At 65.3% G+C, this 22985-nt stretch carries 20 protein-coding genes; 5 read left to right on the top strand and 15 right to left on the bottom strand.

Annotated elements, in window-relative coordinates:
- Positions 1-127: 127 nt before the first annotated feature.
- From ACX12F_RS28265 to ACX12F_RS28255, 3 genes are all read left to right on the top strand, one after another.
- Entirely contained in the window at positions 128-511 is a 384-nt protein-coding gene (locus tag ACX12F_RS28265) for a hypothetical protein (RefSeq protein WP_459367530.1), read from the top strand.
- Positions 460-1713: an OmpA family protein gene (locus ACX12F_RS28260; protein WP_459367529.1), complete on the top strand. Its 1254-nt coding sequence runs from the start codon at positions 460-462 to the stop codon at positions 1711-1713. The genes ACX12F_RS28265 and ACX12F_RS28260 overlap by 52 nt, the downstream gene beginning before the upstream one ends.
- Before the next feature lie 242 nt (positions 1714-1955).
- Positions 1956-3437, top strand: coding sequence for a hypothetical protein (locus ACX12F_RS28255; protein WP_459367528.1), 1482 nt, complete (start codon positions 1956-1958; stop codon positions 3435-3437).
- A 649-nt stretch (positions 3438-4086) separates the two neighbouring features.
- Here the strand turns inward: ACX12F_RS28255 and ACX12F_RS28250 are convergent.
- The 4 genes from ACX12F_RS28250 to ACX12F_RS28235 all read right to left on the bottom strand — a co-directional run bounded on the left by ACX12F_RS28250 (position 4087) and on the right by ACX12F_RS28235 (position 6618).
- Positions 4087-4431, bottom strand: coding sequence for a hypothetical protein (locus tag ACX12F_RS28250; protein WP_459367527.1), 345 nt, complete (start codon positions 4429-4431; stop codon positions 4087-4089).
- A gap of 41 nt (positions 4432-4472) precedes the next feature.
- Positions 4473-5267 (bottom strand): M23 family metallopeptidase, encoded by a 795-nt coding sequence (locus tag ACX12F_RS28245; protein ID WP_459367526.1) that lies wholly within the window; start codon positions 5265-5267, stop codon positions 4473-4475.
- Between the two features lie 435 nt (positions 5268-5702).
- A complete protein-coding gene (locus ACX12F_RS28240; protein WP_459367525.1) occupies positions 5703-6023 on the bottom strand; it encodes a hypothetical protein in 321 nt (106 codons plus the stop codon).
- A gap of 226 nt (positions 6024-6249) precedes the next feature.
- Positions 6250-6618, bottom strand: a complete 369-nt coding sequence (locus ACX12F_RS28235) for a hypothetical protein (protein WP_459367524.1) — start codon at positions 6616-6618, stop codon at positions 6250-6252.
- A gap of 465 nt (positions 6619-7083) precedes the next feature.
- On the opposite strand from ACX12F_RS28235, the gene ACX12F_RS28230 reads away from it, so the two are divergent.
- On the top strand, positions 7084-7284 hold the full coding sequence (locus ACX12F_RS28230; protein ID WP_459367523.1) for a YidC/Oxa1 family membrane protein insertase: 201 nt from the start codon (positions 7084-7086) through the stop codon (positions 7282-7284).
- Between the two features lie 213 nt (positions 7285-7497).
- Here the strand turns inward: ACX12F_RS28230 and ACX12F_RS28225 are convergent, their stop codons facing one another.
- From ACX12F_RS28225 to ACX12F_RS28175, 11 genes are all read right to left on the bottom strand, one after another.
- Complete coding sequence (locus ACX12F_RS28225; protein ID WP_459367522.1) at positions 7498-8337, bottom strand: hypothetical protein; 840 nt, start codon at positions 8335-8337, stop codon at positions 7498-7500.
- Positions 8338-8351: 14 nt separating this feature from the next.
- Positions 8352-8966, bottom strand: a complete 615-nt coding sequence (locus ACX12F_RS28220) for a VWA domain-containing protein (protein ID WP_459367521.1) — start codon at positions 8964-8966, stop codon at positions 8352-8354.
- Between the two features lie 16 nt (positions 8967-8982).
- Entirely contained in the window at positions 8983-10524 is a 1542-nt protein-coding gene (locus tag ACX12F_RS28215) for an Hsp70 family protein (protein WP_459367520.1), read from the bottom strand.
- 7 nt (positions 10525-10531) lie between these two features.
- Positions 10532-10738 carry a hypothetical protein gene (locus tag ACX12F_RS28210; RefSeq protein ID WP_459367519.1) on the bottom strand — a complete coding sequence of 69 codons (207 nt, stop codon included), beginning with the start codon at positions 10736-10738 and terminating at the stop codon, positions 10532-10534.
- 9 nt (positions 10739-10747) lie between these two features.
- Positions 10748-12472, bottom strand: coding sequence for a TRAFAC clade GTPase domain-containing protein (locus tag ACX12F_RS28205; RefSeq protein ID WP_459367518.1), 1725 nt, complete (start codon positions 12470-12472; stop codon positions 10748-10750).
- A gap of 3 nt (positions 12473-12475) precedes the next feature.
- Entirely contained in the window at positions 12476-14884 is a 2409-nt protein-coding gene (locus ACX12F_RS28200; RefSeq protein WP_459367517.1) for a GAP1-N2 domain-containing protein, read from the bottom strand.
- 1 nt (position 14885) lies between these two features.
- Entirely contained in the window at positions 14886-16091 is a 1206-nt protein-coding gene (locus tag ACX12F_RS28195; protein WP_459367516.1) for a hypothetical protein, read from the bottom strand.
- Positions 16092-16097: 6 nt separating this feature from the next.
- Positions 16098-18806 carry a fibronectin type III domain-containing protein gene (locus ACX12F_RS28190; protein ID WP_459367515.1) on the bottom strand — a complete coding sequence of 903 codons (2709 nt, stop codon included), beginning with the start codon at positions 18804-18806 and terminating at the stop codon, positions 16098-16100.
- Entirely contained in the window at positions 18803-20416 is a 1614-nt protein-coding gene (locus ACX12F_RS28185; RefSeq protein WP_459367514.1) for an Hsp70 family protein, read from the bottom strand. The genes ACX12F_RS28190 and ACX12F_RS28185 overlap by 4 nt, the downstream gene beginning before the upstream one ends.
- A 39-nt stretch (positions 20417-20455) precedes the next feature.
- Positions 20456-21148, bottom strand: coding sequence for a nucleotide exchange factor GrpE (grpE, locus tag ACX12F_RS28180; protein ID WP_459367513.1), 693 nt, complete (start codon positions 21146-21148; stop codon positions 20456-20458).
- A gap of 242 nt (positions 21149-21390) precedes the next feature.
- Positions 21391-21834 (bottom strand): hypothetical protein, encoded by a 444-nt coding sequence (locus ACX12F_RS28175; protein ID WP_459367512.1) that lies wholly within the window; start codon positions 21832-21834, stop codon positions 21391-21393.
- 382 nt (positions 21835-22216) lie between these two features.
- Between ACX12F_RS28175 and ACX12F_RS28170 the strand changes: the two genes are divergently transcribed.
- Complete coding sequence (locus ACX12F_RS28170) at positions 22217-22906, top strand: hypothetical protein (protein WP_459367511.1); 690 nt, start codon at positions 22217-22219, stop codon at positions 22904-22906.
- Positions 22907-22985 lie beyond the last annotated feature (79 nt).

Raw genomic sequence — 22985 nt, 5'->3', positions numbered from 1 at the left:
TGAGGTGAAATTCCTTGCTGCGCTGCAGGATCGGGGCTATTATTACTGGTTCTGTGAGATGACCTGTGCATGTTCTGAAACCCCGCCACCTCTCCAAGGGGAGAGGTGTGTGCACAGGAGGTTTCAGATGGTCGAGCAGGACAAGATGCAGGCAGCGCTGGCCCTGGTGAAGGGCCGGCTGCACACCGCCGCCGGTAGCACGCGGTGTGGTTGTGGGCCGTGCGCGCACCAGGTCGCCACGGCGGCCCGGCGGGCCGGGATCCCGCGGCAGCGGCTGGAGGCGGCGTTGGCGCCGGTCGCCAAGCCGGACCGCTTACGGCAGGCGCGGCGGCCGGAGCCGATGCGGACCTGGATCGGCGACTCGAGCACGATCCGGCCGCGGGGCCACGACGGTAACCGTGACGAAGGTCTGTCGGCGTTGTTGTCCCGGCTGCACCGCCCAGGACCCGACGCGGTGGTGTGGCCGGCGCGATTGCCGGCCACACCACCGAAAACCCTGGGGGATCGGTGATCTTCTCGACCACCACCACCGACGGTGGCCTTGTCGAGAGGAATATCGCCATGTCCACCAACATGATGCGGGGCGCCGCGGTGATCACCGCTACGGTCGCGGCCGTGACGCTCGCCGGCTGCGGCGCCGTCCCCGACCGGTCGCAGGCGGCCAACCTGATCGTGCTGGCCACCGCCACCAGTAACGAGCCGGGCGCGGCGCTGCCGGCCGACTTCGACACGACGCTGCGCGCGGCGAACGCTACGCATCACGGCACACTGACGGTGCTGATGCCGCACGGCGGCAAAACCGACCAGGTCGGCACGGCGCTGCCGGTCGCCGTGCTACGGGCCGGCAGCGGAGCGGAGAACGACCCGCAACTGATCGACCAAGGCCTGCAGAAGATTTCGACCACTGTCACCGGCCTGGTGACCGCGCTGGCCAGTAACGAGCCTTCGTTGGACCTGCTCACCGGGCTCAACGACGCGGCCCGCCGGACACCCAAGGCAACGATCGTGGCCATCAGCAGCGGCTTGCAGAGCACCGGGCTGGCCGACTTCGCCGGCCTCGGCTGGGACTTCGGCAACGCCGAGGTGATCGACACTTTGCGGTCGAAAGGATTCCTGCCGGACCTGAGCGGGAAGAAGGTCGCTTTCGTCGGGCTCGGTGACACCGCAGGGACGGCCCAGATGCCGCTGCCGGCACCCATGCAGACCAAGGTGGCGTCGCTGTGGCTGGACATCTGCCGTGCCGCGCACGCCGATGAGTGCGCCGCCGTGCGCCCCGCCGCCGATCTGCCTCCGGTATCGACGGCACCGGCGAAAACGGTTGCGGTACCGACGTTTGCGCTGCCGCCGCTGCCCGTCGACGGCGGCAGCGTGCCGCTGGCCACCGAGGCCCTGTTCGCCCCGGACAGCGCCGATCTACTGCCCCAGGCACAGGGCCCGCTGGCCACCCTGGCCGATGAGCTGCGGACGCGCGGGGCCAGCGTCGACCTGGTCGGACACACCTGGTCAGTAGGCCCAGCAGACAGCGCCCGAGACCTGTCCCGCCAGCGCGCCCAGGCCGTCGCCAATGCGTTGGTGGCCTATGGGCTTCCGACCCAGCACCTCGGCCAGGTGACCGGCGTCGGCTACGACAGCCCCGTCGAGACCACCGGCACGGACCCCGCCGCGACTGCGGCGGCCAACCGAGTCGTCGTGATGACCGTACGCGGGGCCTGAACACCTCGACCGTGCCGCAGCGGGTAACGATCCACGATCGATACCCGTTGCGGCACCGGAACACTCAACACCCTCCGATCGTCGACCCGACCCACATCGGTTCCGCTTACCACCGGTGCAGGGCGCGCCGGGTGGTCCCGTGGCCCCGGCCGTCGTCGGCCGCTTTCCGAACGGACTACACACCGGGCGGGGGATCGGTGCCACGCAGTGAATGGCCCAATCTCCGACGAAAGGACACACCAATGCCCCTGCCCACCTGGTTCCGCCGAGCAGCCCCCCGCCGGCAGCGGTCGATACTGATCGACACCGCCGGTGAACAGATCAGCCGGATCAATCCCGGCGATTGGCACGCCGACCGCATGCTGCACGGCGAGTTGGCGATCATCTCCGGCGTGTTGGCGACGATTGCCGCGCTGGTCGATGCCGCGACCGCCAAGATGACCAAGCTGTCCAACCGGCACGGTATCGCGGCATCCGCGGTGACCGCCCTGCAGCTGCAGATCGCCCAGCTGCCCGATCGCCAGCATCTGGTGGCGCCGGCACCGCACCAACGGCGACGCCGACGCTTCCTGCGCCGACTACCGCGCCTACCTCGCCTGGCAAAACGTAGCCCCGGCCGGTTTGTGTCGAAACTGCAAGACCCCGAACGGGTTCCGGAAAACGCCGTATACGGCGATGCGATCAGCACCGTCGACGCCATCAGTGAAGCCGAGCAGCTCGACGCACGCATCGCCGCGGACATCGCTGCGGGCCAGTCCCGTCACGATCACCACGTCAGCCGGGCCTGGCAACGCGTCACCCGCGTCGTGCTGCTCTTCGACGTGGTGGCGCTCTCCACGCTGACCATCAAACTGCTGAACGTGCCGGTGCAGGACCTGACCCCCTGGCGGGAGAACCCGGTGGGCCAACTGCAGCTGTTGGTGCCCGCCGTCTGCTTCGCATTGTTCGCGGCCCTGGTGATCGCGGTGGCCGCCCACCTGGTGGGTGAGCACACCTGGCGCTATATCCACCGCATCAGCCCGCTGGCCGCCGCGACCAAGGTGCACAAGCGGATTCTGATCGCCGGGTGGGCCGGCCTGGCGGTCTTCTCCAGCCTGATGGGGCTGGCGATCCTGGTCCGGCTGCACGCCGATGCCAACGGGACCAGTTCTCCGGCGTCGGTGGTGTGGTGCGTCGCGCTGCTGATCGGCTTCGCCGGCGTCTTTGCTCCGCTGGCGGTGGCCGTGGTCGACGCGTGGCACTCCTCCCCGGAGGTCCAGCGGCGAGCCGCGCTGGCCCGCATCGTTGAAGCGGTAAACCATGATGGGCAGGCCCTGACCCAGCAGATCTGCCACCAGCAGACCACCATGACCGAACTGCTGCAGCGCGCCGAACGACTACTGGCCGACACCAAACGGCGAGTCGACACCGAACGCCTACCCGCCCACCAGGCCATCCTGATCCTGCGCGCCCGGCACGGCTACGCCGAGGAACACGCCACCCCGCTCGCTTACCCGCAGGGCAACGGATTTCGCGTGGACGCCGAGCACAGCGTGCAACTGGGACCGCTGGAGGAGCAGGTGCAGCGGATGCGCCACGCCACGGTGGCGCACCAGCTCATGCTGATGCCCGATGGCGAGCGCACTTCGGCAGTCCCGATAATGGCCGTCGCCGCGGCGATATCGGAACCCGGGGCACACCCGAACGTGCCGGCGCACAACGGCCACCCCGTTTCTACCGGGTAGGAGGCAGGCGGGTGGGTCCGGATCACCACAGCCCCTACCCGGACCCCGACGGCCGGACGACGTATCCCAAAACGCCGGACCGCGAACTTGACACGCCTTCGAGCCGGTGCCGTCGCAACCGTTCGGGCGGTCCGGCGGCGTCGGAAATTCACCGCGGGAGCCGGGGCCGTGGCGGCGCAACTGACATGTTCTGCTGCAGCGACTTCCGCTGGCCTTCCGGCGAGAATCGAGCGGCTGCGCTACACACGTGAGTAATTTCGACCGCGCCAGTCGACGCTTGAGCGGTGCGCATGCCGTCCTACGGAGGTCGTTCCCCCTCTATTGGGCGGGATCGGTAGCCAACAGCCGGGCGATCCCAATATGGCTTTGAGCAGCACGCCCGTCAAGAGACGCTGAGCTTCGACGAACGGACCGACAGGCTCGTTGTCGTGGCGCTCAATCCAGTCGACTGCGTCCGTTGTGAATCGCCCGACGTCGCGATAGTGAGTACGCAAACAGGTGCCCTAGTGGTCGCTGCCGCGATGGCGATCGACGTGACCATCGTTCCGTTGGGACGTCAAGGCAGCGCCGGCCGAGATCTGCGAGGAGCCGGGAAGCGTTGTGCACGTGCGAAATTGGGTGCGATATAAGCGGGTTGCACGTCGACGGCCTAGCCGATGTCGGGGGACATCGGACCGTCGCCGCAGGCGCCGGTTCCGGGCACGGCCCCCTGGATGGATCCTTCGATCCATTGGCTGCAGTGGGCGAAGCCGAACCAGTGGCCGGGGGCGAAGAAGCCGCTCGGGCCGTAGGACCATGTCTGTTCGTAGAAGGTGCCGTCGGCGAATGGCGTTCCGAGACAGTGCCGTTGGCCGCCGTAGCCGGGTCGCTGGCCGCCGGGGCACCAGTTGGCGGCGCCGTCAGGCAGATGCGGGTCGGGATCGGCGACCGCGGGTGGGGCGAGCGCGAGGGTGAGCGCCGCGGCGATCGCGGCGATCAGGCCGGTCTTGGTCATCGGGTGTCCTTTCGGCGCGGCGGCGGGAGAGGTGGGGCTCGTCACAGGAACGGCGCGGGGTCGATGCGGCCGTGGGAGGTGTGGTCGTCCCAGTTGGGGTTCAGCGGGAGCACTTCGAAGTGCAGGTGCGGCCCGCTGGCCGCGCCGGTGGCGCCGCTATAACCGATCAGCTGCCCTTTGGAGACGTGCTGGCCGTTGTTGATCACGGTGCGGCTGAGGTGCGCGTAGCCGGTGTATTTGTCCGAATGTTTGAGCAGGACGCAGATGCCCGCTATCTCGGTCATCCAGGGGTTGTTGGCGCCGTAACCCTCGAAGGTCACCACCCCGTCGCCGGCGGCGTAGACCGGAGTGCCCGCACCGACCGCGTAGTCGATGCCGTCGTGTCCGTTGCCGAAGCCGCGGCTGATGGGCGGCGCACCGTCCAGCGGCACCCGCAACTCGCCGGATGGCGCGGGTGGGTTGGCGGCCGGGGGCGGCGTAGTGCACTCGGGGGCCACCACGTTCAGCGTGCCGGTCTCGATGTCGACGTCGGCGACGTAGTTGCCGTCAGATGTCTTGTACCAGAGGTTATCCCAGCCGCCGTTGGGGATGTTGAAGCTGAAGAAGCCCTTGACCGCCTGCCCGCGGGTCGAGCAGACCAGCGTGAGCCGGTCGCCGGGGTTGTACCACCCGTTTTGGGCCGAGGTGAGGTTGGCGGCGGACATGCGTTGGGTCTTGGCTTTCACGGTCGCCGACGCGTCGGCGACGGCGGCTGGCGCCGCGCCCAGTGCCACGGCGGCTGCCGTCAGTGCGGCGATCGTGGCGGCGCGGGCAAACGTGGCGGTGCGGATGGTCATCGTGCTCCCTTGCGGTTCGGGTCAGCCTTGCCGGCTCTACGCTGGGTATACCGATTCCCCCGGGACGGCGTTACGCGTTATCGGGCCCCGACCGGGCTTGTGAGCAAAGTTCACCCGTTCGGCGGACACCGCCGGAGCTGGTGGTTTGGATCTGCCGATGGCGCGGTGGTTTGGCGGCTACGCAACTTGCGGGGCGCCGGTGTCGGTCCGAGGTGCCGGGTCCTTGTCCGTCGGTGTCGGTTGACGCCGGTGACTGCGCGTGAACGGTTGTCGCGCACCGGATGAAGGTAGCGGCGGTGTGCGAGGGGGAAGGGGCTTGCGCAGGCGGCTGTGCGTCGTCAGCGAGCCGGCTTGCCAGCGGTGAAGAAGTCCAACGTGGCAAGTGCCGTCCGCCGGTCGTCCCATCGTGATGGCTGCTCGCTTGCGCGAACGCTATTAATACCCCGACCGCCAATAACCGCCGGCGACGGCGCCGAGCGGAATGAGCAGCCAACCGAGGGAGATATCGAAATAGCCACCGACGATCAACGCAGGAACGAGCATGGCCAGCGCACCCCACAGTGCGTCAACTACCAACTCCGACGGGCTATTTGGCTTGCCGTCCAGCGGCGATGCCGTTACCAACGGCGTCAGGTTGCGGCCACTTGTCGGTATCGAGAGGACACCGGTCCGGTCGTACTGTTGAAAAGTCGCGATCCACGAATTCGCCGTAGCAGCATCTTGGTCAATCTTCGCGCCGGTCTTCTCCTTGCACATCCGATCCGCGATTCGCCGTAGCTGATCGTCTCAACAGAACTCGACTTCGACTGTGGTGCAGCTGGATTCATCATGATCTACGCAGGCTGCGTTTCCTGGTGGTGCTGAATTACGGCTTCCGACCTAGGTTCGAAAGCCGTAATTCAGCACACCCTTGATGTGCGAATTCGACCATCACGAAACGTATTTGCACCAAAAATGCACAGTGTTACAGAAGCGCCTCGGCCTATCCGGTCTCGACGTTCTTCACGTACTTGTCCTTGCCTGTTGTGTGACAGAAGGCTTCAGCGGAGAGCCGAGTCGCCGTGATATTCGACTTGGAAGTGCTTTGGCCGCGGGAGGAAAGGAATGCCTCGATGGTGGCGTTCTTTCCCGCCTTGTCCTGCGCAAGGAAAGCCTTGCACGTCATATCGCCACCTGTCCCGCTGGCACTCGACCCGCTTGACGAAGAGCTGCCCGAATTCGAGCTCGACGATGAACTCTGGTGCTTTGAACACCCCGCGAGCAGGAATGACATAGCCGTCAACGACACCAATGCTCCGGCAGCGACATCCTTGATCTTCACCTTGAGAATTCCGTTCTGTTCGTTGGTCAATCGGACTGGGACCTCATGACGATGTCTGGGTCGGAGGGTCCCGATTCCGGCCATGGTCGAATCAGTGGCCACTGGTGAAACGTAGCAAACTCAATATCGCGAAGTATGTCGGTCGAACGGTTGATATATCGAGCGCTTATGGGGAGAGGAGAGAGGTCAGCTAATACGGATTGCGGCACGACACGTGTCGGAGTTAAGACGAAGAACGCGAGGTGACGACCATCAGGCAGCTCCGGTCACCTACAACTGGGTCAGTCTCGATTTCATCTACTACTCCGTTTCTGGGAATCCTGTGGATCTGGCACACGAGTTTCAGCTGGATTTTTGCGCCGATCGTGTGGCTTCTCGTGTGCGCTTTTCGGTCGTACTGTTGGTGTTCAACATCGGGTCGACCCTGTTCGCGCGGTGGTGGGATCGGCGCGCACGACACGACAGATGCAATAACTCCAGCCGCAGATCAAGGCTTTGCAGAAGCAGTTCGGTACGGACCGCCAACGGCTCGCGCTGGAAATGCAGAAGCTACAACACGATCACATATTCAACCCACTCATGGGATGCCATCCCATGTTCATACAGATACCCGGTTTCTTCGGCCTTTACTGTGTCATCCATTCATGCAGCCGGACGGTCTGGCGTTGCGGGCACGACGCGCAGATCCGTCGTTAGCAAATTGTGCGTCTGGGTCAGGTTGTGTGAGTGTCGCGCGAAACGCTGGAATCATGTGCTTCGTGGAGGACATGACGGAGCGCACTGTGTCCACAATCAGCGACAGGATGATGTCGACAATCACGAGCGATCCCGTGGTTCGACACTGAGCAACAGCAGGCGATGACGGCGGCGGTCGGCGCAGCCCGTCCACGGCAATGACCCGTCGCCACGTTATTTCGATCCGAAGACGCGTATGCGGCGGAGCTTCCTCCTCGAAACAAGCTGCGCGCCAAGCCAGAACACGACGGCGTATCCGACGAGCATGGCCATGGGTGTGGTGGACATCAGCTGACCGCATTCAGCACCGTGCCCGGTCGTCACTGTCAAGAGTTGCGCAAAACCAAGAAACAGGCCGCACGCCATCATGACGATGCCAGAAGAAAACGCGGCAGCGGCACCGATTGCGGCTGCCGCGGCCAACAGCACGACGGCACCCGCCGCGGACGCCCCATCGCCCAGCGGTCCCGACAGGTAGATGATGACGTCGACGGCACCGAATGCCGCCAACCCTGTTGGCGCGGAACGAAATCCGGACATTGTCTTGACCAGTAGACCGAGCGTCAGCATTGCCGCCCAGGTCGCGGCCATCATCACGGCGCCGACAACCCGCACCGTCTGCGCGGTCCCGGCATCACAGCCCGCAGCTCCGACCAACCGGACGATCGCTGGGATCGCGGCCACGAGACCGAGAACACTGTAGAAAAGCTCATAGCCAAGCCTTCCTGGCCACCACCGACGTATTCGCAGACCCAGCACCGCAACGCCACCCAGGAACGCGCCCGCGGTGAACGAACGCCCGTCGCCGCCTCCGGCAGCGGCGATCTCTGCGCATGCCAACACGACGACGATGCCCTCCAGGAAGGCACCAACCGTCCCGCCGAAGGTGGTGTTGCTGACCCATCCACCTCTACCGTCGAGCACCCGCCCGACGCCGACGCGGCTGCCGAGGATGAAGTAGTAGGCCATCATCAGCACGCCGAGAACAGCGACGAGTCCGGTCGCCTCTTGCATGACCGGTCAGCCGCTCATGAAGGTCGGCGAACCAGACCCCGGGCCATCGACGCGATCGATTCGGCGATGGTGTCCGAGGTGGCCGCGCGCGGAGATTCGGATTTTTCGGTGGAGATCACGTCGAGCTGGGCGGCGCTCTGGTCGCCCAAACCACAGGTAATGATCCGAATGCCATCAGCTTTCAGCAGCGCCGCCGCGTCGACGGCAGACTTCGGATCGCCGAGATCGCCATCACCGAAGATCGCGACCACGCGATCGCCGGCAGGTGTTTTCATGAGCGCTGCGTGCGCGTCCTGGAGACACGGAACGATGTCGTTGCCGCCGTCGGCGGTCGCCGAGTCGATCATGGTGCGGGCCTTCGTGGGCGACGCGTCGGGCGCGGTGAATGCGCCGATGCCGTGGTGCCACAAAATCACACCTACCGAGTAGTTGTCGGCCACGGCCTCATCGATGAACCGCTGGCAGCCTTTCTGCGCTTGTTCCAGGCGGGCACCGTACATCGACCCGCTCACGTCGAGCGCAAGAATCACCGCTCCCATGAAGCCCGCCCGCAATCGGTCCAGGTTGGGGCCCGGCAGGTATTCGGTTACCGGATCGGCATCAAATTTCTTCTTGGTCCAGCCGGCCATGGCGCGTCCCTTATTCCTAATCGGCCAGCATCAGCTTGGCTACGGTCTGGGTTTGGCGGACGACCTCATCGTCATCGAGGACGCCTTCGATGAAGCACTCCATCGGCAGTGGCTTGTTCTTACGGCAGCGTGCGGCGACCGAGATGCGGCCGTCGATCCCCACCGAGATGAGCAACTTGATTTCGCTACCGCCTTGTGCCGCAGGGATTTCTGACACCTCGCCGTCGAAAATCAGCCGGTTGTCCTGCGGGCGTTCAGAGACGACCGCGCCGCCCTGCTCATACAGGCGGATGCGGGCCCGTTCCTGATTGTTCAGGATGGTGCCTACCGACACCTCGTGGTTCACGATGGGCAGTGGCGTGTTGGCCGACAGGGCCGGTCGAATGTACGGGTCGGGCCGCCAGGGCTCGTGACTCGAATGGGTGTACAGCCCAAGCGATCTCGGGAGCACCGGGGTGATCCTGGCCACCTCGGACGGCCGATTGATCAGCGCCGGCTGACCGAGCTGTTCGGCAAGCACCGCGGCGCCGCGGGCGACGGCCTTGTCGGGGTCGTTGATCTCCACCGGGACGTGTAGCACCGACGCCAGGTAGTCCCGGATCATCGGCATCCGGGTCGATCCGCCAACTAGCAGCACCCGGCCGATCTTCGGTGCGCCGAGTGCGCGGGCGGCCGACGTCACCCGGTCGACACTCTGACCGCATTGCAGAACCAGGTCGCGGGTCGCTTCCTCGAACGCGTCCCGGGACACCGACAGAGCGAATTTGTGGCGGCCGTTCCTGATCGTCTTGGGCGCCGACACCGACTGACTCAGTTGCCTTTTGATCTGCTCGGCGGCAGCGCTCAACTCGCCGGCGAATTCCTCGTCGTCGCGCAGGTCATCGGTGTCACCGACCTGTTGTTCGATCTGCTCCCAGAGGATGTCGGTGAGCCGGGCGTCCCAGTCCAGACCACCCAGTCGTGTTTCGCCGTCCACTGCCCAGACGCGCGGGGTGCCACGGTCGATGCCGACCACCGCGACGTCGAACGTTCCCCCGCCAAGATCGAACACCAGCGACGTGGTTGCCGAATCTTTGTGCGCGCCATAGGCATATCCGGCCGCCACCGGCTCGGCCAACAACTGCAGACAGACCAGCCCCGCGATCCTGGCGGCGGCGTGCGTGGCCTCTTTTTCGGCGACCCCGAAGTACGCAGGCACGGTGATCACGGCCTCGAGGTCAGACAGGCTGCAGCGCAACGCTTCCGCAGCGTCCTTGGCGAGACGTTTGAGGATCAGTGCCGAAATAGCTTCGGGTGTCAGTGTCTGGCCGGCGAACTGCAGAGGGAACTCCCGGCCCATCTGCCGCTTGATACCGACCACCACGTTGTCCGGGTCATCTCGCAGGTGCGCCTTGGCGTCGGCGCCGACCTGTACCGAACCGTCATCGCCGAAGTAGACGACCGACGGCGTGAGGTCTGCCCCGTCCGCAGCCCGGATCAGCGTCTCATCGCCTCGCGCGCAACTGAACACGCACGAATAGGTGGTGCCGAGGTCGATCCCGATCGTGTGCGCGGTCATGACGATGTCAGCTCCACGGGAACGGCACCAGCGAAGCGAGCTGATTGCTCAGGTTTTGCACCCAGTAGTAGCCATAATTGAACAGCTCGACGCCACGGTCGTCCTCCAACAGCCACGCGGCCAAGGTGATGCCCAGAAGCGCCACCATGACCAAGTGCGCGACGCTCCACGCGTAGCGAAAGGTCCAGTAGATAGCGGGAATTCCGTCTTTCATCGTGCCGCCTTACGCTGGTTCCGCAGCTGCCGTCGCGGCCAGCGACGGGCTGATCATGATCTTGGTGTTCGAGGTGTCGAGTACCCACTGGCAGACATGGATGGGATGCATCGGATCGTCGATAGTGCACGGGCGCAGGAGATCCACCCCGAAGTAGGCGATGTTGTCCTCGAAATCATCTTCGAGACGCCGCACCAATCCATCCTGCCCGACGCTGATCAGCCACTGCCGGATGCCGAGCGAACTGCCCGGAGTCATCCCGGAACCGGACGGGAGACTCTGCAGCACATCGAGTTTGGTTATCACCACACCCAGGTGGCGCTGCTTGAGTTTCACGTTCTCGGCCCGTAGGCGGTCGATGGCACTGGCGTACGCGTCCTCTTGGTCGGCAGTGGCGATACCGAGCCGCTGCGGCAGACCGGCCCGCACCGCCTCGTCATAGATGCCGGGCAGCCCCAGCGGATCGAGCACCAGCAGCAGTACGTCGGCGGTGTCGATATAGCCCAGGCTCTGGGTGCTGTCCATGCTCGTGAACGACTCACCGGCCGCGTCGATGAAATGCAACTCAAGCCGGCGGGGCCCGACTTCCAGTTTGTACGGCAGCGCCTCCGGATTGTCGTTCTCCGCGGTCTTCATGGGAGCCTGCCCCGAATTCATCAGCGCCTGAGCCGTTTGCAGAAATTCGCCGGCCGCGGCGGTCAGCGGGGTGAGTGAGCCGCCCTGGCGGGCGAGCTCACCGTTGAGCGTAGTCGCGGCCGCGGCCAGGAACCGGGTCTTGCCGGCCGAGACGGCGCCGATCGTCGGCAGCTGAATCGTGCGCCGGGTCGCCGATCCCTCGGCGACAGCCTCACCGCAGAACGGGCAGACCGCTTGCAGTTTCGTGGCCGCGGCGCTGACCGTGGTCGGGAAGCCGGTACCGCATTCGCACCGCCGATGCCTCAGTCCCAACGGGCCGGGGGAGATATCCCGGTGGATTACGCCGCAGCTCGGGTTGGGGCAGAGGTAGCTCGGCATCGTGGTCTCGCGGTAGCACTTCTTGCACTTCAGCGAGGCGCGGTCCTTCTTCCGGCTCAACTGATCGAACCACCGATAACCGACCACCCACGCTTGCTGGCCGAGATAGACCGCACCACCGAAGATGGCCATGGCCGCCAGCCAGAACACGATCGAGATCCACACGCCGACGAAGGCGCCGGCCACCGGAACCGCGGCAAAGGCCAACCACGCGATGCCGGGCAGGTTGGTCAGGGCTCGCCGCGCCCGCCCGGTCAGGCCGCTCTTGGTGCCTTTGGCGCCCGCCGCCGCAGCCGACCCCGGTCTCTTCCAGTTGCTCGGAGAGACCGACTTCCAGGTCGAACGGACGATCAGGCGCGTTTCCTCGACCACGGCACGCGCATCGTTCTTGGCCTGATAGGGGTTGTACACCGGCCAGGCGTGATCCCAGCCGAAGTTCTTCGCGGCACCACGGGCTTTCGTGGCCATCACCTTGTTCGCCACGACGGAGGCAGGTGTGGCGATGACCGGCGACACCTTGGCATGTCCACGCAGCACCCGGATCGGAATGGCCAGTCCGCCGAGCACGCCGACCAGCAGACCGAGAGCGAACGTGCCCGCCCAGTACATCACGAGCACCGCCAGCACCCGCATGACGATGGCCACCACCACCCACACAGCGAAGACGACCGCGCTGATCACAAACAACGCGTAGACGAGGAAACCGCCCAGCTCATCCATTGTTCACCGTTCCTTACTGAAGAGGCGCTTGCCGCCCCGCATCATGTTCCGTGAGAGGCGTCCCTTCTTGGACTCCTCCATCAACTTGTCGAGCACCGGTACCCAGCTCCGCGCAATATCGTCTCGGACCTCGTCGAGCCGGTGGCGACCCGAGCGAGAGTCCATGAGCCCCAACAGAAATTCGGTCGCCGCGTCGGTCTGCAGTTCCGTGCCGGACTCGTACAGGTTCAAGGCCGACTCCACCGCCACGACATCGCCGGCCTGCCGGGCGATGGCGGCGAATGCCGCGTCGATGCACGGCGCCGCCCAGTCACCCACCGCGCGTTCCAGGCGCTCGATCCCGCGTTGGTCCCGCGCCGTCACCAGGAGCGTCCCGGCCTCCGGACAGAAGTAGCCGATGTAGGGGGACACCCGGGTGGCGAAGGAATGAAGTGCCGGATTCTGCGGGTTTTTCGCCGTTTTCTTCGCCTCCTGGTACAGGCTCCCGAGTTGATCCGCGTCACCGAGTAGACGCGCCAGACCCGGGTCCCTGGTCATGGCCCGCACCCGCAGCATCGTCGAGAGCACGCGCCGGCGGGCTTTACCGTCCTCGAACCGTTGCGGTGATGCGTTGAGCCCCTGGAAGATCCATGCGCTGAGATCGGTGGGAAGTTCGGGATGCGATTCGACCCACGCGGCCACCACCGCGGCCGCGGCCGGTAACGCACACCCGGCCAGGACCAACGGCCAACTCTGCTCCGGCAGCTGCGCGCCGGCCGCGGTGACGGCGTCGGCGCGGCGATCGATATCCAACGCCCCGGTCCGGACCGCGGACTGCCATGGCGCCAACGCCGAACCGGGCCCGCTCAGCCAGCCCCACGCTCCCGCGGCGAACGCGTCGACCACCGGTTTGTCGTGGCGTTCCAGCGCGGAGACGACACGAGCCGTCAAGCGCTGCCCCAGATCCGGCTGGTACGGCAGATCGGACTTCCGGCTGGACAGCTCCGGATGCTGGCACCAGTGCGTGCTGAGCCGATCAAGTGCCGGCGCAAGGGTTCTGGCGTCCGGGAGCAGGCCGGCGATCTTGCCGGCGATCAGGACGTCGACCAGATGCTCGGCGCCGGTGTGGTTGACGATCTCCGACTGCGCCCGCAGTGCGTGGACTCGACTGTCCGCCGAGTCCCATCCGATCGGTGCCGACCCGGTCGGCCACCCGGCGGTCGCGTCGCTCCACGCCGGGATCAGATCTGACCGTGACGCAAGGACCTCCAAGGTGGGCAACAGAATTCCGGTGCCCACCTCGTCCATGCCGGCCTGGTGGGCTGCGTCGATGGCGGCAGCGGCCAGCACGATGTCCTCCGCCCCCGTCGGCGGGTTGGTGACGATCGCGTCCAGCAATTCGTCGGTGTACATGGCGAGGTCGTCGCCCAACCCGCCGGCGACCAGCCCGCGGACGGCCCGCAGCGCGGCCGCCCGCTCGCGCGGGGCCGCGACCGAACCATCGGTGAAGCTCACGATCCCGGCGGCGTCGGTGGCCACATCGGCACCCAGTGCGGCTTCCCATCGCCGGGCCACGTCAATGGCCGCCAGCGCATCGAGTGCATCACCGTCGAACCATTCGGCCTGCCGGGCCGCGGACTGACTCACCTCGACCGGCGACATCTGCACCGCCAGCAGGTCAACGACGTTGTAGGCCGCAGCAGCCGAGCTTGCACTCGGTGTGGAACCGAAATCCGGTGTGGCACCGACAATGTCGGCGACTGCGGCGAGCGGCTGATCGGCGAATGCGACGAAGCTCATGGCCAGCGCCCGGCCTGAATCCAGGAACAGGGAGGCCAGCGCGATGTAGCGCATCACCACATCGAGCTCGGTGTGCACGATGATCAACTTCTTGCCCGGATCGGCGACCGCCTGCTCGACCATCGTCAAGAACCTGGGCAGGAACGACGCGCCGAACGGCGACCCGGTGACCAGCGCGGCCTTCAGTTCGTCCGGCTCGTACGCCGCGTCGATCTCCAACGGAGTGGGCCATGCCGCGATCTGCTTGCCGCCGGTGTCCCGGGACAGCTGCCACTGACTGGCGGCGTACAGCTGCGCCGGGCGATACGGAACGAAGTCGTCGGAGTCGGCAGTTGCGATCGTCTGGGTGATCTGATTGCCGGGCCGCGGCGCGGTGATCGTCTGCCCGGTCGATTTACCGCGCGACAGGAAGTAGCGGTCGTCGGACCTGCGGTAGAGGCAGGTGGGCGGATGCGCCAATTGATCGGTGTGGTCGACGTGCCAGCTCGACTTGACCACGTGCAGCATGTGTTGGGCGATGAATTTCTGGTCTGTCGCCGTGCTTCCCGGCGATGCCGCGATGAAGTTGAAGCCCGCCACGCCGTCGAGGGCTTCGTCTTCGCGAGCATCGGTGTAGACCGTGACATCGAACATGTCAGCCTTCCTTGGGCAGGAAGCCGCGGTCTGCCATCAGCCAGAGCAACGGTTCGCCGACGCGGTGGGGCAGCACACCCCGCGAGTTCACCTTGAGGCTCGAGTACGACGGCTCCGCCCCGAGCGCCGACGCCCCGAACAATCGGTACTTCTCGAAGTTGCTGTCCAGCATGCGGAGCAACCCGTCCCCGCCCCACTGCTCGATCATGGCGGCAATGTGGTCGTGGATGGTCAGCGATTCCGGCTCGTCGAAGTACCGCAGTTTCGACGATGGCCGCCGCATGGGGTGATCGTCGGGAATGTCGTCGAAGAATGCGTCGATCTTGGACACCACGACTGCCACCGGTTGTTTGATCTTCTTGTTCTTCTTGGTCTTTTCCGCGGTCTGCAGCACGGTGGTCAATGCCCGCAGGACCGTCTCCGGGGACGTCGTCAAACTCTCCGGATCCACGCCGCTGCGGATAGCGCGCTCGCGATTGCCGGGGAAGCCGAACGGGTCGAGCAACAAGATCACCCCGCTGGTCGCGGCCAGATAGTGCTGTCCGAGGGCTCGGTCCTCGGTGGCGAGGTCCTCACCCGCCGAGTCGAAGAATGAGAACAAGGTCGACGCATCGCGAGTGAGCTTGCCGCCCAACGACTTTTTGGCGAACCGCCATTCGAAGACCGCGGGGATGCTCATCCCGGTGTCGTGGCGTGCGGTCTGTGCCGGCAGCGTGCCGTTCGCACTGTCTTCCATACCCCGCAGAAACGCCTCGAGTTGACCCGCCAACCCGGTCTTGCCGCCCGGCGAATCGATGGACGCGTCGAAGCGGCGGGCGATGGTCGAATACAGCTCCTTCTGTAGCACCGCGAGCATCACCGTTTTCCCGGACCCACGGACGCCGACCAGGCCGAAGAGCGGTGAATTCGCGTCGAAGCTGCGGGGCATGCGGGAATGGCAGTCGGGGCACACCCGGATGGCGCTGACCGAACCGCAGTCTGGGCAGGTGGCCTCCGACCGTGACAACACCTGTCTCTTGTCGGGTCCGAGAATCACCGGGAGCACCGGCGTGCCGTCGGTGAAGTACTGAACCCGGGCCGGGTCCGGGGCTTCGGTACACCGGCTCTTGCCGGGTGCGGCACGCCCGGAACAACGAACCGCCAGCGCATTCGGGGCGATCTCGTTGTAGCAGTACGGGCAGGGGACCTTCCGCTGGAAGAGTGCCATTCGTACCTAGCCTTTCAGCTGAGTGGTCGGAGGGTCTTCGAGTTTGATGTCGGTACCGTTCGCGAAGAGCCGAATCCAGAACGGGCTGGGCAGCTTCGGAACATTGAATTCGACTGCGGCTGAATTGATCCCGTCGACGGTGACGTCCAGGCGGTCGATCACATCCCCATCGTCGGGTCGCGAGGGCATGATCGAACTCGTGCGCGCGACCACCAGGAACGAGAGCTGACCGCGGTAGCCGTTCGCGTGTACGACCGCACGCGCGGGTTTACGGCGTCCGAAACGCGACGGGGGAATCTCCAGTTCGTAGCGAACGACCGGCAGGCGTGCGGCGAGCTGCACCTCGACCGGACCGGCCACCCATTCCGCGCCGTTTCCGTGGGCCACGGTGGCCACCGCAACGCGATCCACGGTGCCCGCGGCGGAGATGCGGAAGCCACCGTCGTTCTTGTATTCGGCCCGGGTGCACCGGCGGGACTGCGCGGCCGCGCCTTGAGTCCAGGTGACTGCCGCGGAGTAGTCGCCGTGCGGCCATTCCCAGGACACCACGAGTTCGTCGCCGTAGCGATCGGCGCGCAGGTTCTTCACGCTCGGTGCCGATCCGACGACCGCCGAATCGCCGAGCAGACCGCGCTCGCCGTCCACGGTGATCGCGGCGACCACGCGTAGTTCACGGAGTGAAGCGAACCCCAGCCCGGTGCGGCCGCCGGTGGAGTCGAGCACGCCGCTGACGCGCCGGCCGTCGAGCGCGGCCAGGTCGGCCAGGACGATCTCGCTGCCGGCCGCAGGCAGCTGCTCGTCGATGGGGAACGACCACAGCTCCACCGGAAAGCCGCCGGGTTCGGACCAGGTGGCCCGGTGTCCTTCCCGCCCGTCCTGGAGCCGCGCGTCACCGATCTGCAGGTCCTGCACCGCTTTGATGGCGCCGCGCGGGGTGGCATCGATCGCGGCCGCCGGCGACACCATCCGGGCGCCGTCGGTGAGCACATAGATCGCCTCGAGTTTGAAGCGATAGCGGTTGCCTGTCGCCAACCCGCTGACGGTGACCCGGTTGCCGCCGCTCACGCTCACCGGCGTGGAGGTGCCGTCAGGGTTGACACGCGTGATCTGAATGCCGACGGCTTCCTTGGCCAGCCGCCACATCACGGTGATCTCCGTCAGCGTGGCCCCCGCCGACACCTCTGTCGGCGGGGGCAGGCTGAGGTAGCTGATCGATACCGGTAGCGACGCCGCCCCGCGCCGCTCGGCGAAGACCGAGTAGTGAATCCGTTGCGCGACGGGTGGATTCGCGTCGGTGAACGAGGCTGAATTCAGGTCACGGGCGAGTTGTGCGCCGTCGCCGGTATTCGCCGGTGCGTGACCATCCGTGTTTCGGACCACGATGTAGCTGCATCCGCTGCTGGCGTTCGAACTCCAGCTCAGGGAGATTCCGCCCTCCGCAAGGGGTTTCACCGCCAGGTTATCCGGCGGTGGCGGCGGCAGGCTGTCGAGCTGGTTCTGCAGGCGCGCGTCCTGCTGGTCGATGCTGACGGCCTGGCTCAAGGCCTTGGCTGCGGCGCCGTAGTCCCGCGATTTTATCGCGGCCTCGTACTCGGCGACCAGAGTGGTTTTGCGGGTCTCTGCCGCCGTCAGCAGATCATGGACGCGCTGGACTTCGTCGGTGCCGAATTGTTCTGAGTCGGCGACCGCATCGAAGGTGCGGCGGGCGTCGGCGAGTGCACCTTCGGCGAGCAGATTGGTGACGTCGTTGAGACCGCGGGTGCTGGTCGATCCCGACAGTTTCGCCAACAACCGTGCCGCATCGACTCGATCAAGCCCCGTGTCAGTCGACAGCCGGGCCAGGGCGCTGGCGAGTAGCTCCCCGCGGGCCAGCATTTCCTTCGCGGTGGCGACGAAGGTGGCAAGGACCAATTCGTGCAGCTTGGCCGGTCCTGCGAAGTCAGTTCGGATGAGCCCCAACGCTTTCTGAGCCGCCTGCAGCGCATCCGAGTCTTTGCCACTCTCGGCCGCCTTTTTGGCCGCATCGATGTGTGCCGCGGTGATCGTGGAACCCCCGTCGTGGGTCAGCGCGTCGATGACCCGGATCGACGTGGGCTTCGCCGCGTCACCCAACAGCAGGACGTCCACGATGCTGCGGTACTCGGTGTGCTTCGCCACATCACCGATGACCCGCGGAATCGCGACCTGGGGAAGTTGGAAGTCGGCGCGTACCGCGATACCGGCGCTCTCCACCGCCGATGCCAGTTTCTTGGCCGGCACCGCGCCGACCAGGCCCTGCGACTTCGCCTTCTCCTCGAGTTGTTGCTCGGTGATGACCTTCAGGGCCTGGTGCTCCAGGGCCACCGCGTCGGCGAACTCGGTGACTTTTGCTTCCAACGCCTTGGACTGGGCTGATTCGAATTGATCCCAGAAGGACGCCTCCGCCAGCTTCAGACCCGCAGATTTGAGCTCCGTAACCAGTTTCTTGAGCAACTGGGCAGCCGACATGCTCTGCCGCTTGTTCAGCAGCATCTCGACCGACGTGAAGTGTGCCCCCAAACCCTGGTGATCGGCAGGGATGGCGAGCAGCCGTGGAAGGTCCAGGCCGGCAACAGCTTCAGCGCCGGGGGTCTTCTGCAGTTCCCGGACCGCGCGCTGGATCTCGGCCAGCAGCACCTTGTCCTTGCCCAACGGCTTCAGGACGTCGGTGTCATACGCTTTCGCATCGAAGCTCATGACCGGGTCTGGAGCCCGCCGACGAGCTCCTTGCCGGCCTCGATCTCTTCAGGCTTCAACGCCGAGATCTTCGCCTCGATAGTCAGCTCCTGGCCGGATTTCGGTTCGCGTGCCCGCAGCGTGGCAAGTCCCTCGCTGGACACACTGAGCAACAATTCGATCGTCGAGCCCCGCGGCAGCGGGGGCAGGCCGCTGATTTCGGCTTCCTTGAGAAGGTTGTTCGCGGCGACGTCCTCGGATTCGACCTCGCCGCCCTGCTCACAGAGCCGAAGGCGCACTCCGGTCTGGTTGTCAGTCGCGGTACCCGCCTCCAGCAAGGTATCGACCACCGGCAGTGGGTCGTTGGCGTGGGCCAAGAACCCGACGTAGTCGACCAGGTTCCCGGAGCCGTCCTCACGAACGAACTCCACCCCGATGCCGCGCGATAGGACGTTCTTGATGTTCAGGGTGGCGGCACCACCCAGGAAATACTTGGGCTCGGTGTTCGTCGCCGGCTGGCCCGCACCGTCACCGGCCGCCGCACTGGTGTCACCGGCTTCGAACGGCACCGAACCGCTGAGGATGGCCTCGCCATAAATTGCTGCGCCTTTGGCCACCGACAGGTCGTAGTCCGTGGGGATCGGGTCGAAACCCGCGGCCTTGAGCGCGTCGTGCACCATCGGCATCCGTGACGAGCCACCCACCAACAGCAGCTTGTCGATCACCAGTCCCGGGGTCTTCTCCTTCGCGGTCTCGATCACCCGCTGGGTGATCTCCACCGTCTGCTTGATCAGATGTGCTGTCGCCGCATCGAATTCGGCCCGCGTGATGACCACTTTCTCTTTGGCGTCCTCGAACTTGCACAGGACCATGGCATCTTGTTTGCGGGTGAGCGACTTCTTGCAGTCCTCAACGTCTTTCATGATTGACGCTTTGAACTCGGGGTCCTCGCCCGGGTCGTCGGCCAGCCCGGCCAGCTGCCGGAACTTGTCGATCACCAGGTGGGCCAACGCCTGATCCCAGTCCGCGCCGCCGAGCAGGCGGTTGCCGTCCACGGCCACCACCCGGACATCGCCGGGCTCCGCAATCATCACCGTCGTGTCGAAGGTGCCGCCGCCCAGGTCGTAAATGAGGATGGTTTCCCGCTTTTCGCCGCGCACACCCAGCGACAGGGCGGCCGCGATCGGCTCGGCGAGAATGCCGATCACGTCCAGGCCGGCCATTTCACCGGCCTGCTTGGTGGCTTCCTTCTCCTTGACCCCGAAGTACGCCGGCACGGTGATCACGGCTTTGTTGATCGCCGTACTCTGTTCCAAGTTGGCCGCGTGCACGAGTTCTTTGAGGATCACGCCGGACATCGACTCCGGGGTGTAGGTCTGGCCGGCGAACTCCTGCGGGAATTCCGTCCCCATGTGACGCTTGATCAGCGCGCAGCCGTTGTCCGGATCGGCGATGAGCGACGACTTCGCCTCCGACCCCACGATCGCGACACCGGCATCGAAGTAGACCACCGACGGTGTGGTGTCTTGACTGTCCTGATTCTTGATGATCTCAGCCTGGTCCAGGTCGTTGATCACCGCCACAGCGGAATACGTTGTCCCCAAGTCGATCCCAAATACGTCACCGGACATTGGCAGCTCACTCCTTCTTTCGGGCCTGCGGCCGCGTGACTAGTTCGTGGTTTCGGGGGCGGCGGAGGCGACGACGGCCGGCTCCGGTGCGACGTAGCGGTACACGTTCACCATCGCGGGGACGAACACTCGTTCTGCGCCAACGAAAGTGAAGCCCTGCCGAAGAATCTTCCCGACGCGGCGGTCAAGGGACGGGTCATCGGTATCGACCCGGCGACGTGCCGCGTGCTTGCTCGCGTCGAACTCGTCGCCCGTCGACACCTTGATCGACTCGATGTCGAGCAGGCTCAGGACCTCTTCGATCTCCGAGACGAAGTAGTCGAAATCCTTTCGCGCCGAGTCATCCTCGCGCGTCGACGCGCGAGCCTCGGCCTCCGCCGCCTCGGTGTGCAACGACGCAAGTTTGAGGATCACCGGCTTGAGCAGTTCCCGGACCTGGTCAGCCTGCAGTTCTTCGATACGACTCTGCATCCGCCGGATGATCGACTCGTACTGTTCGGCCCGGCTGTGGAACCGTTCCAGAGCGTCGGCCATCGCGGCCAATTCATCACCCGGGACAATATCTGCCGACTTTGCCTCATCGTCAGGTCCGGGCGGGGCGTGGTCGGGTTGATCCGCTTCGTCCGGTCGGGCAGCCGCGCAATCCGGCCCGGTCGTCGATGTCGCGTGCGCTTGCTCGTCTGCTGCGATCGCCGATGGAACAGTATCGGACACTTCGTCGTTCACGGACATGTAGTGGTGGTGCTCCTACTCCGTCAAGTCAATGCCGGCACCATAGCCGGACGGCTACATGCCTGCGTGGCCTCGGCAGGCGGCCTCGAGTCACCGATCGAGGCGGCGCGTCTGATGTTTGCTCGGCAACTCTAAATTGACTATGGATGACTTGTCTGTCGACCGTTCGAACGACAGCCGCCGACGCCGCCAGGGTGTGCGTTGGTTCCGGCGCGTCGCTGCGCGGGATGCGCGCGGGATGATCAGCCGCGGGTGCGAAGCCCACCGACGATTTCATTGCCGACATCAGACCCGCCGGATGTCAACACCGAAACCTTCGCCCGCAACACGGCGTCTTGGCCCGACCTCGGCTCGTGGACGGTCAGGGTCGTCTCACCGTCCGCGGAGATGGTCAGTCCCAGCTCGATCGGTGAACCACTCGGCAGAGGGGACAGCCCGGCGATGTCGAGATCGGCCAAGAGCAAATTGTCGCTGACCTTCTCCGACTCGGTCTCACCACCTTGCTCGTAGATGCGCACCCGCACGCCGGTCTGGTCACGAGACGCCGTGGCGACCTCCAATTCTCTGGCGATCAGCGGAAGAGGGTCATTGGCGTGGGCCAGGAACCGGATGTACTCGATGACATTCCCTGCGCCGTCGTCCCGCATGAATAGCACACCGATGCCCCGCGAGAGGACATGTGCCATCTTCGATTTCACCGAGCCGCCGAGAAGAAATCTCGGTGACGCCTGGAATAAGCGGCGCCCAGATCGATCCCGTAAACGTCACCGGACACGAAAATTCAACTCCATTCTGACGCGAACCCAGACAGGGTCGGTTGACGACCACGTATGGAGCGCTCGTGGCGCGCGCAGGGCCGCGCGTTCGCGGAGCCGCCCGCGGACACTGTCGCATCCGTAACTGAAGCTGTCAGTAGGCCGAACGGGCGATAGACACCACCGGCACGCCGTGCCAGCATGCAGAAGACCCGATATCTAGAAGAGAGTGCATAACACGTGGGCATGCTCGAGAGTTCCGGTGAGTCGCCAATAGCGACAACGGATCAGCGGGACAAGTAAGACCGCACCAGTGACCAGCAAGTGGCGGAAGCGTTCGTTCGACGCCCCGTGGGTCACCGAGTACCCGCCGGGTCCGAACCTGCCCAAGCTCAACAACCAGAAGGTGTATGTAACCTCGCCGGGATTCGACAACATCGGCGAGATCCTCACCTCCATGAACGTTGAGCATGAGCCTTTCGCCGGGCTGTTCGATTGTTCGCTGCTGTTCATCAATTGCGGCACAAGCGATCACATCGATCCGACCGACCTCGTCGGGTTTGTGCAGTCGGGTGGCTGCGTCTACGCATCGGACCACGCGGACCGCTACATCTCGGCAGCCTTTCCGGACCTGTTCGACTTCGCCGGCCACGGCGGTACCACCGGGCAGGTGCGCGCCGACGTGATCGATCCCGAGCTGCGGGACGTGCTCGGATCGCACGTCACCGTCGAGTTCGACATGGGGTCGTGGGCCCAGCTTCGCTCGTGCCGGGGCGAGGTCCTGCTTCGGGCCGCCGGTGGCAGCAACGCTGCGGGCATGCCCATCATGGCGTACGCCGAGCACGGAAAAGGGTCGATCTTCTACACCTGCTTCCACAACAAATCTCAGACCAACGACGACGAAAAGCGACTGCTGCAACTCCTTGTGGTCAAGCAGTTCAGCACGGTGTCGAGCCGGTCACTGCAGGAGGCGGGACTCGCGATGGGGTTCAAGCTGCGGTGACCCCTGTCCGTGTCAAGAACCGCTCGTCGCTGGAAGAGGAACGTGTCGCCGAGCCCAACCAGATACACGATCGCGCCGT

It is taken from the genome of Mycolicibacterium sp. HS_4_1, assembly GCF_054515875.1.
The sequence above is the reverse complement of the archived record's forward strand: the minus strand, read 5'-3'. Positions and strand labels throughout refer to the sequence as shown.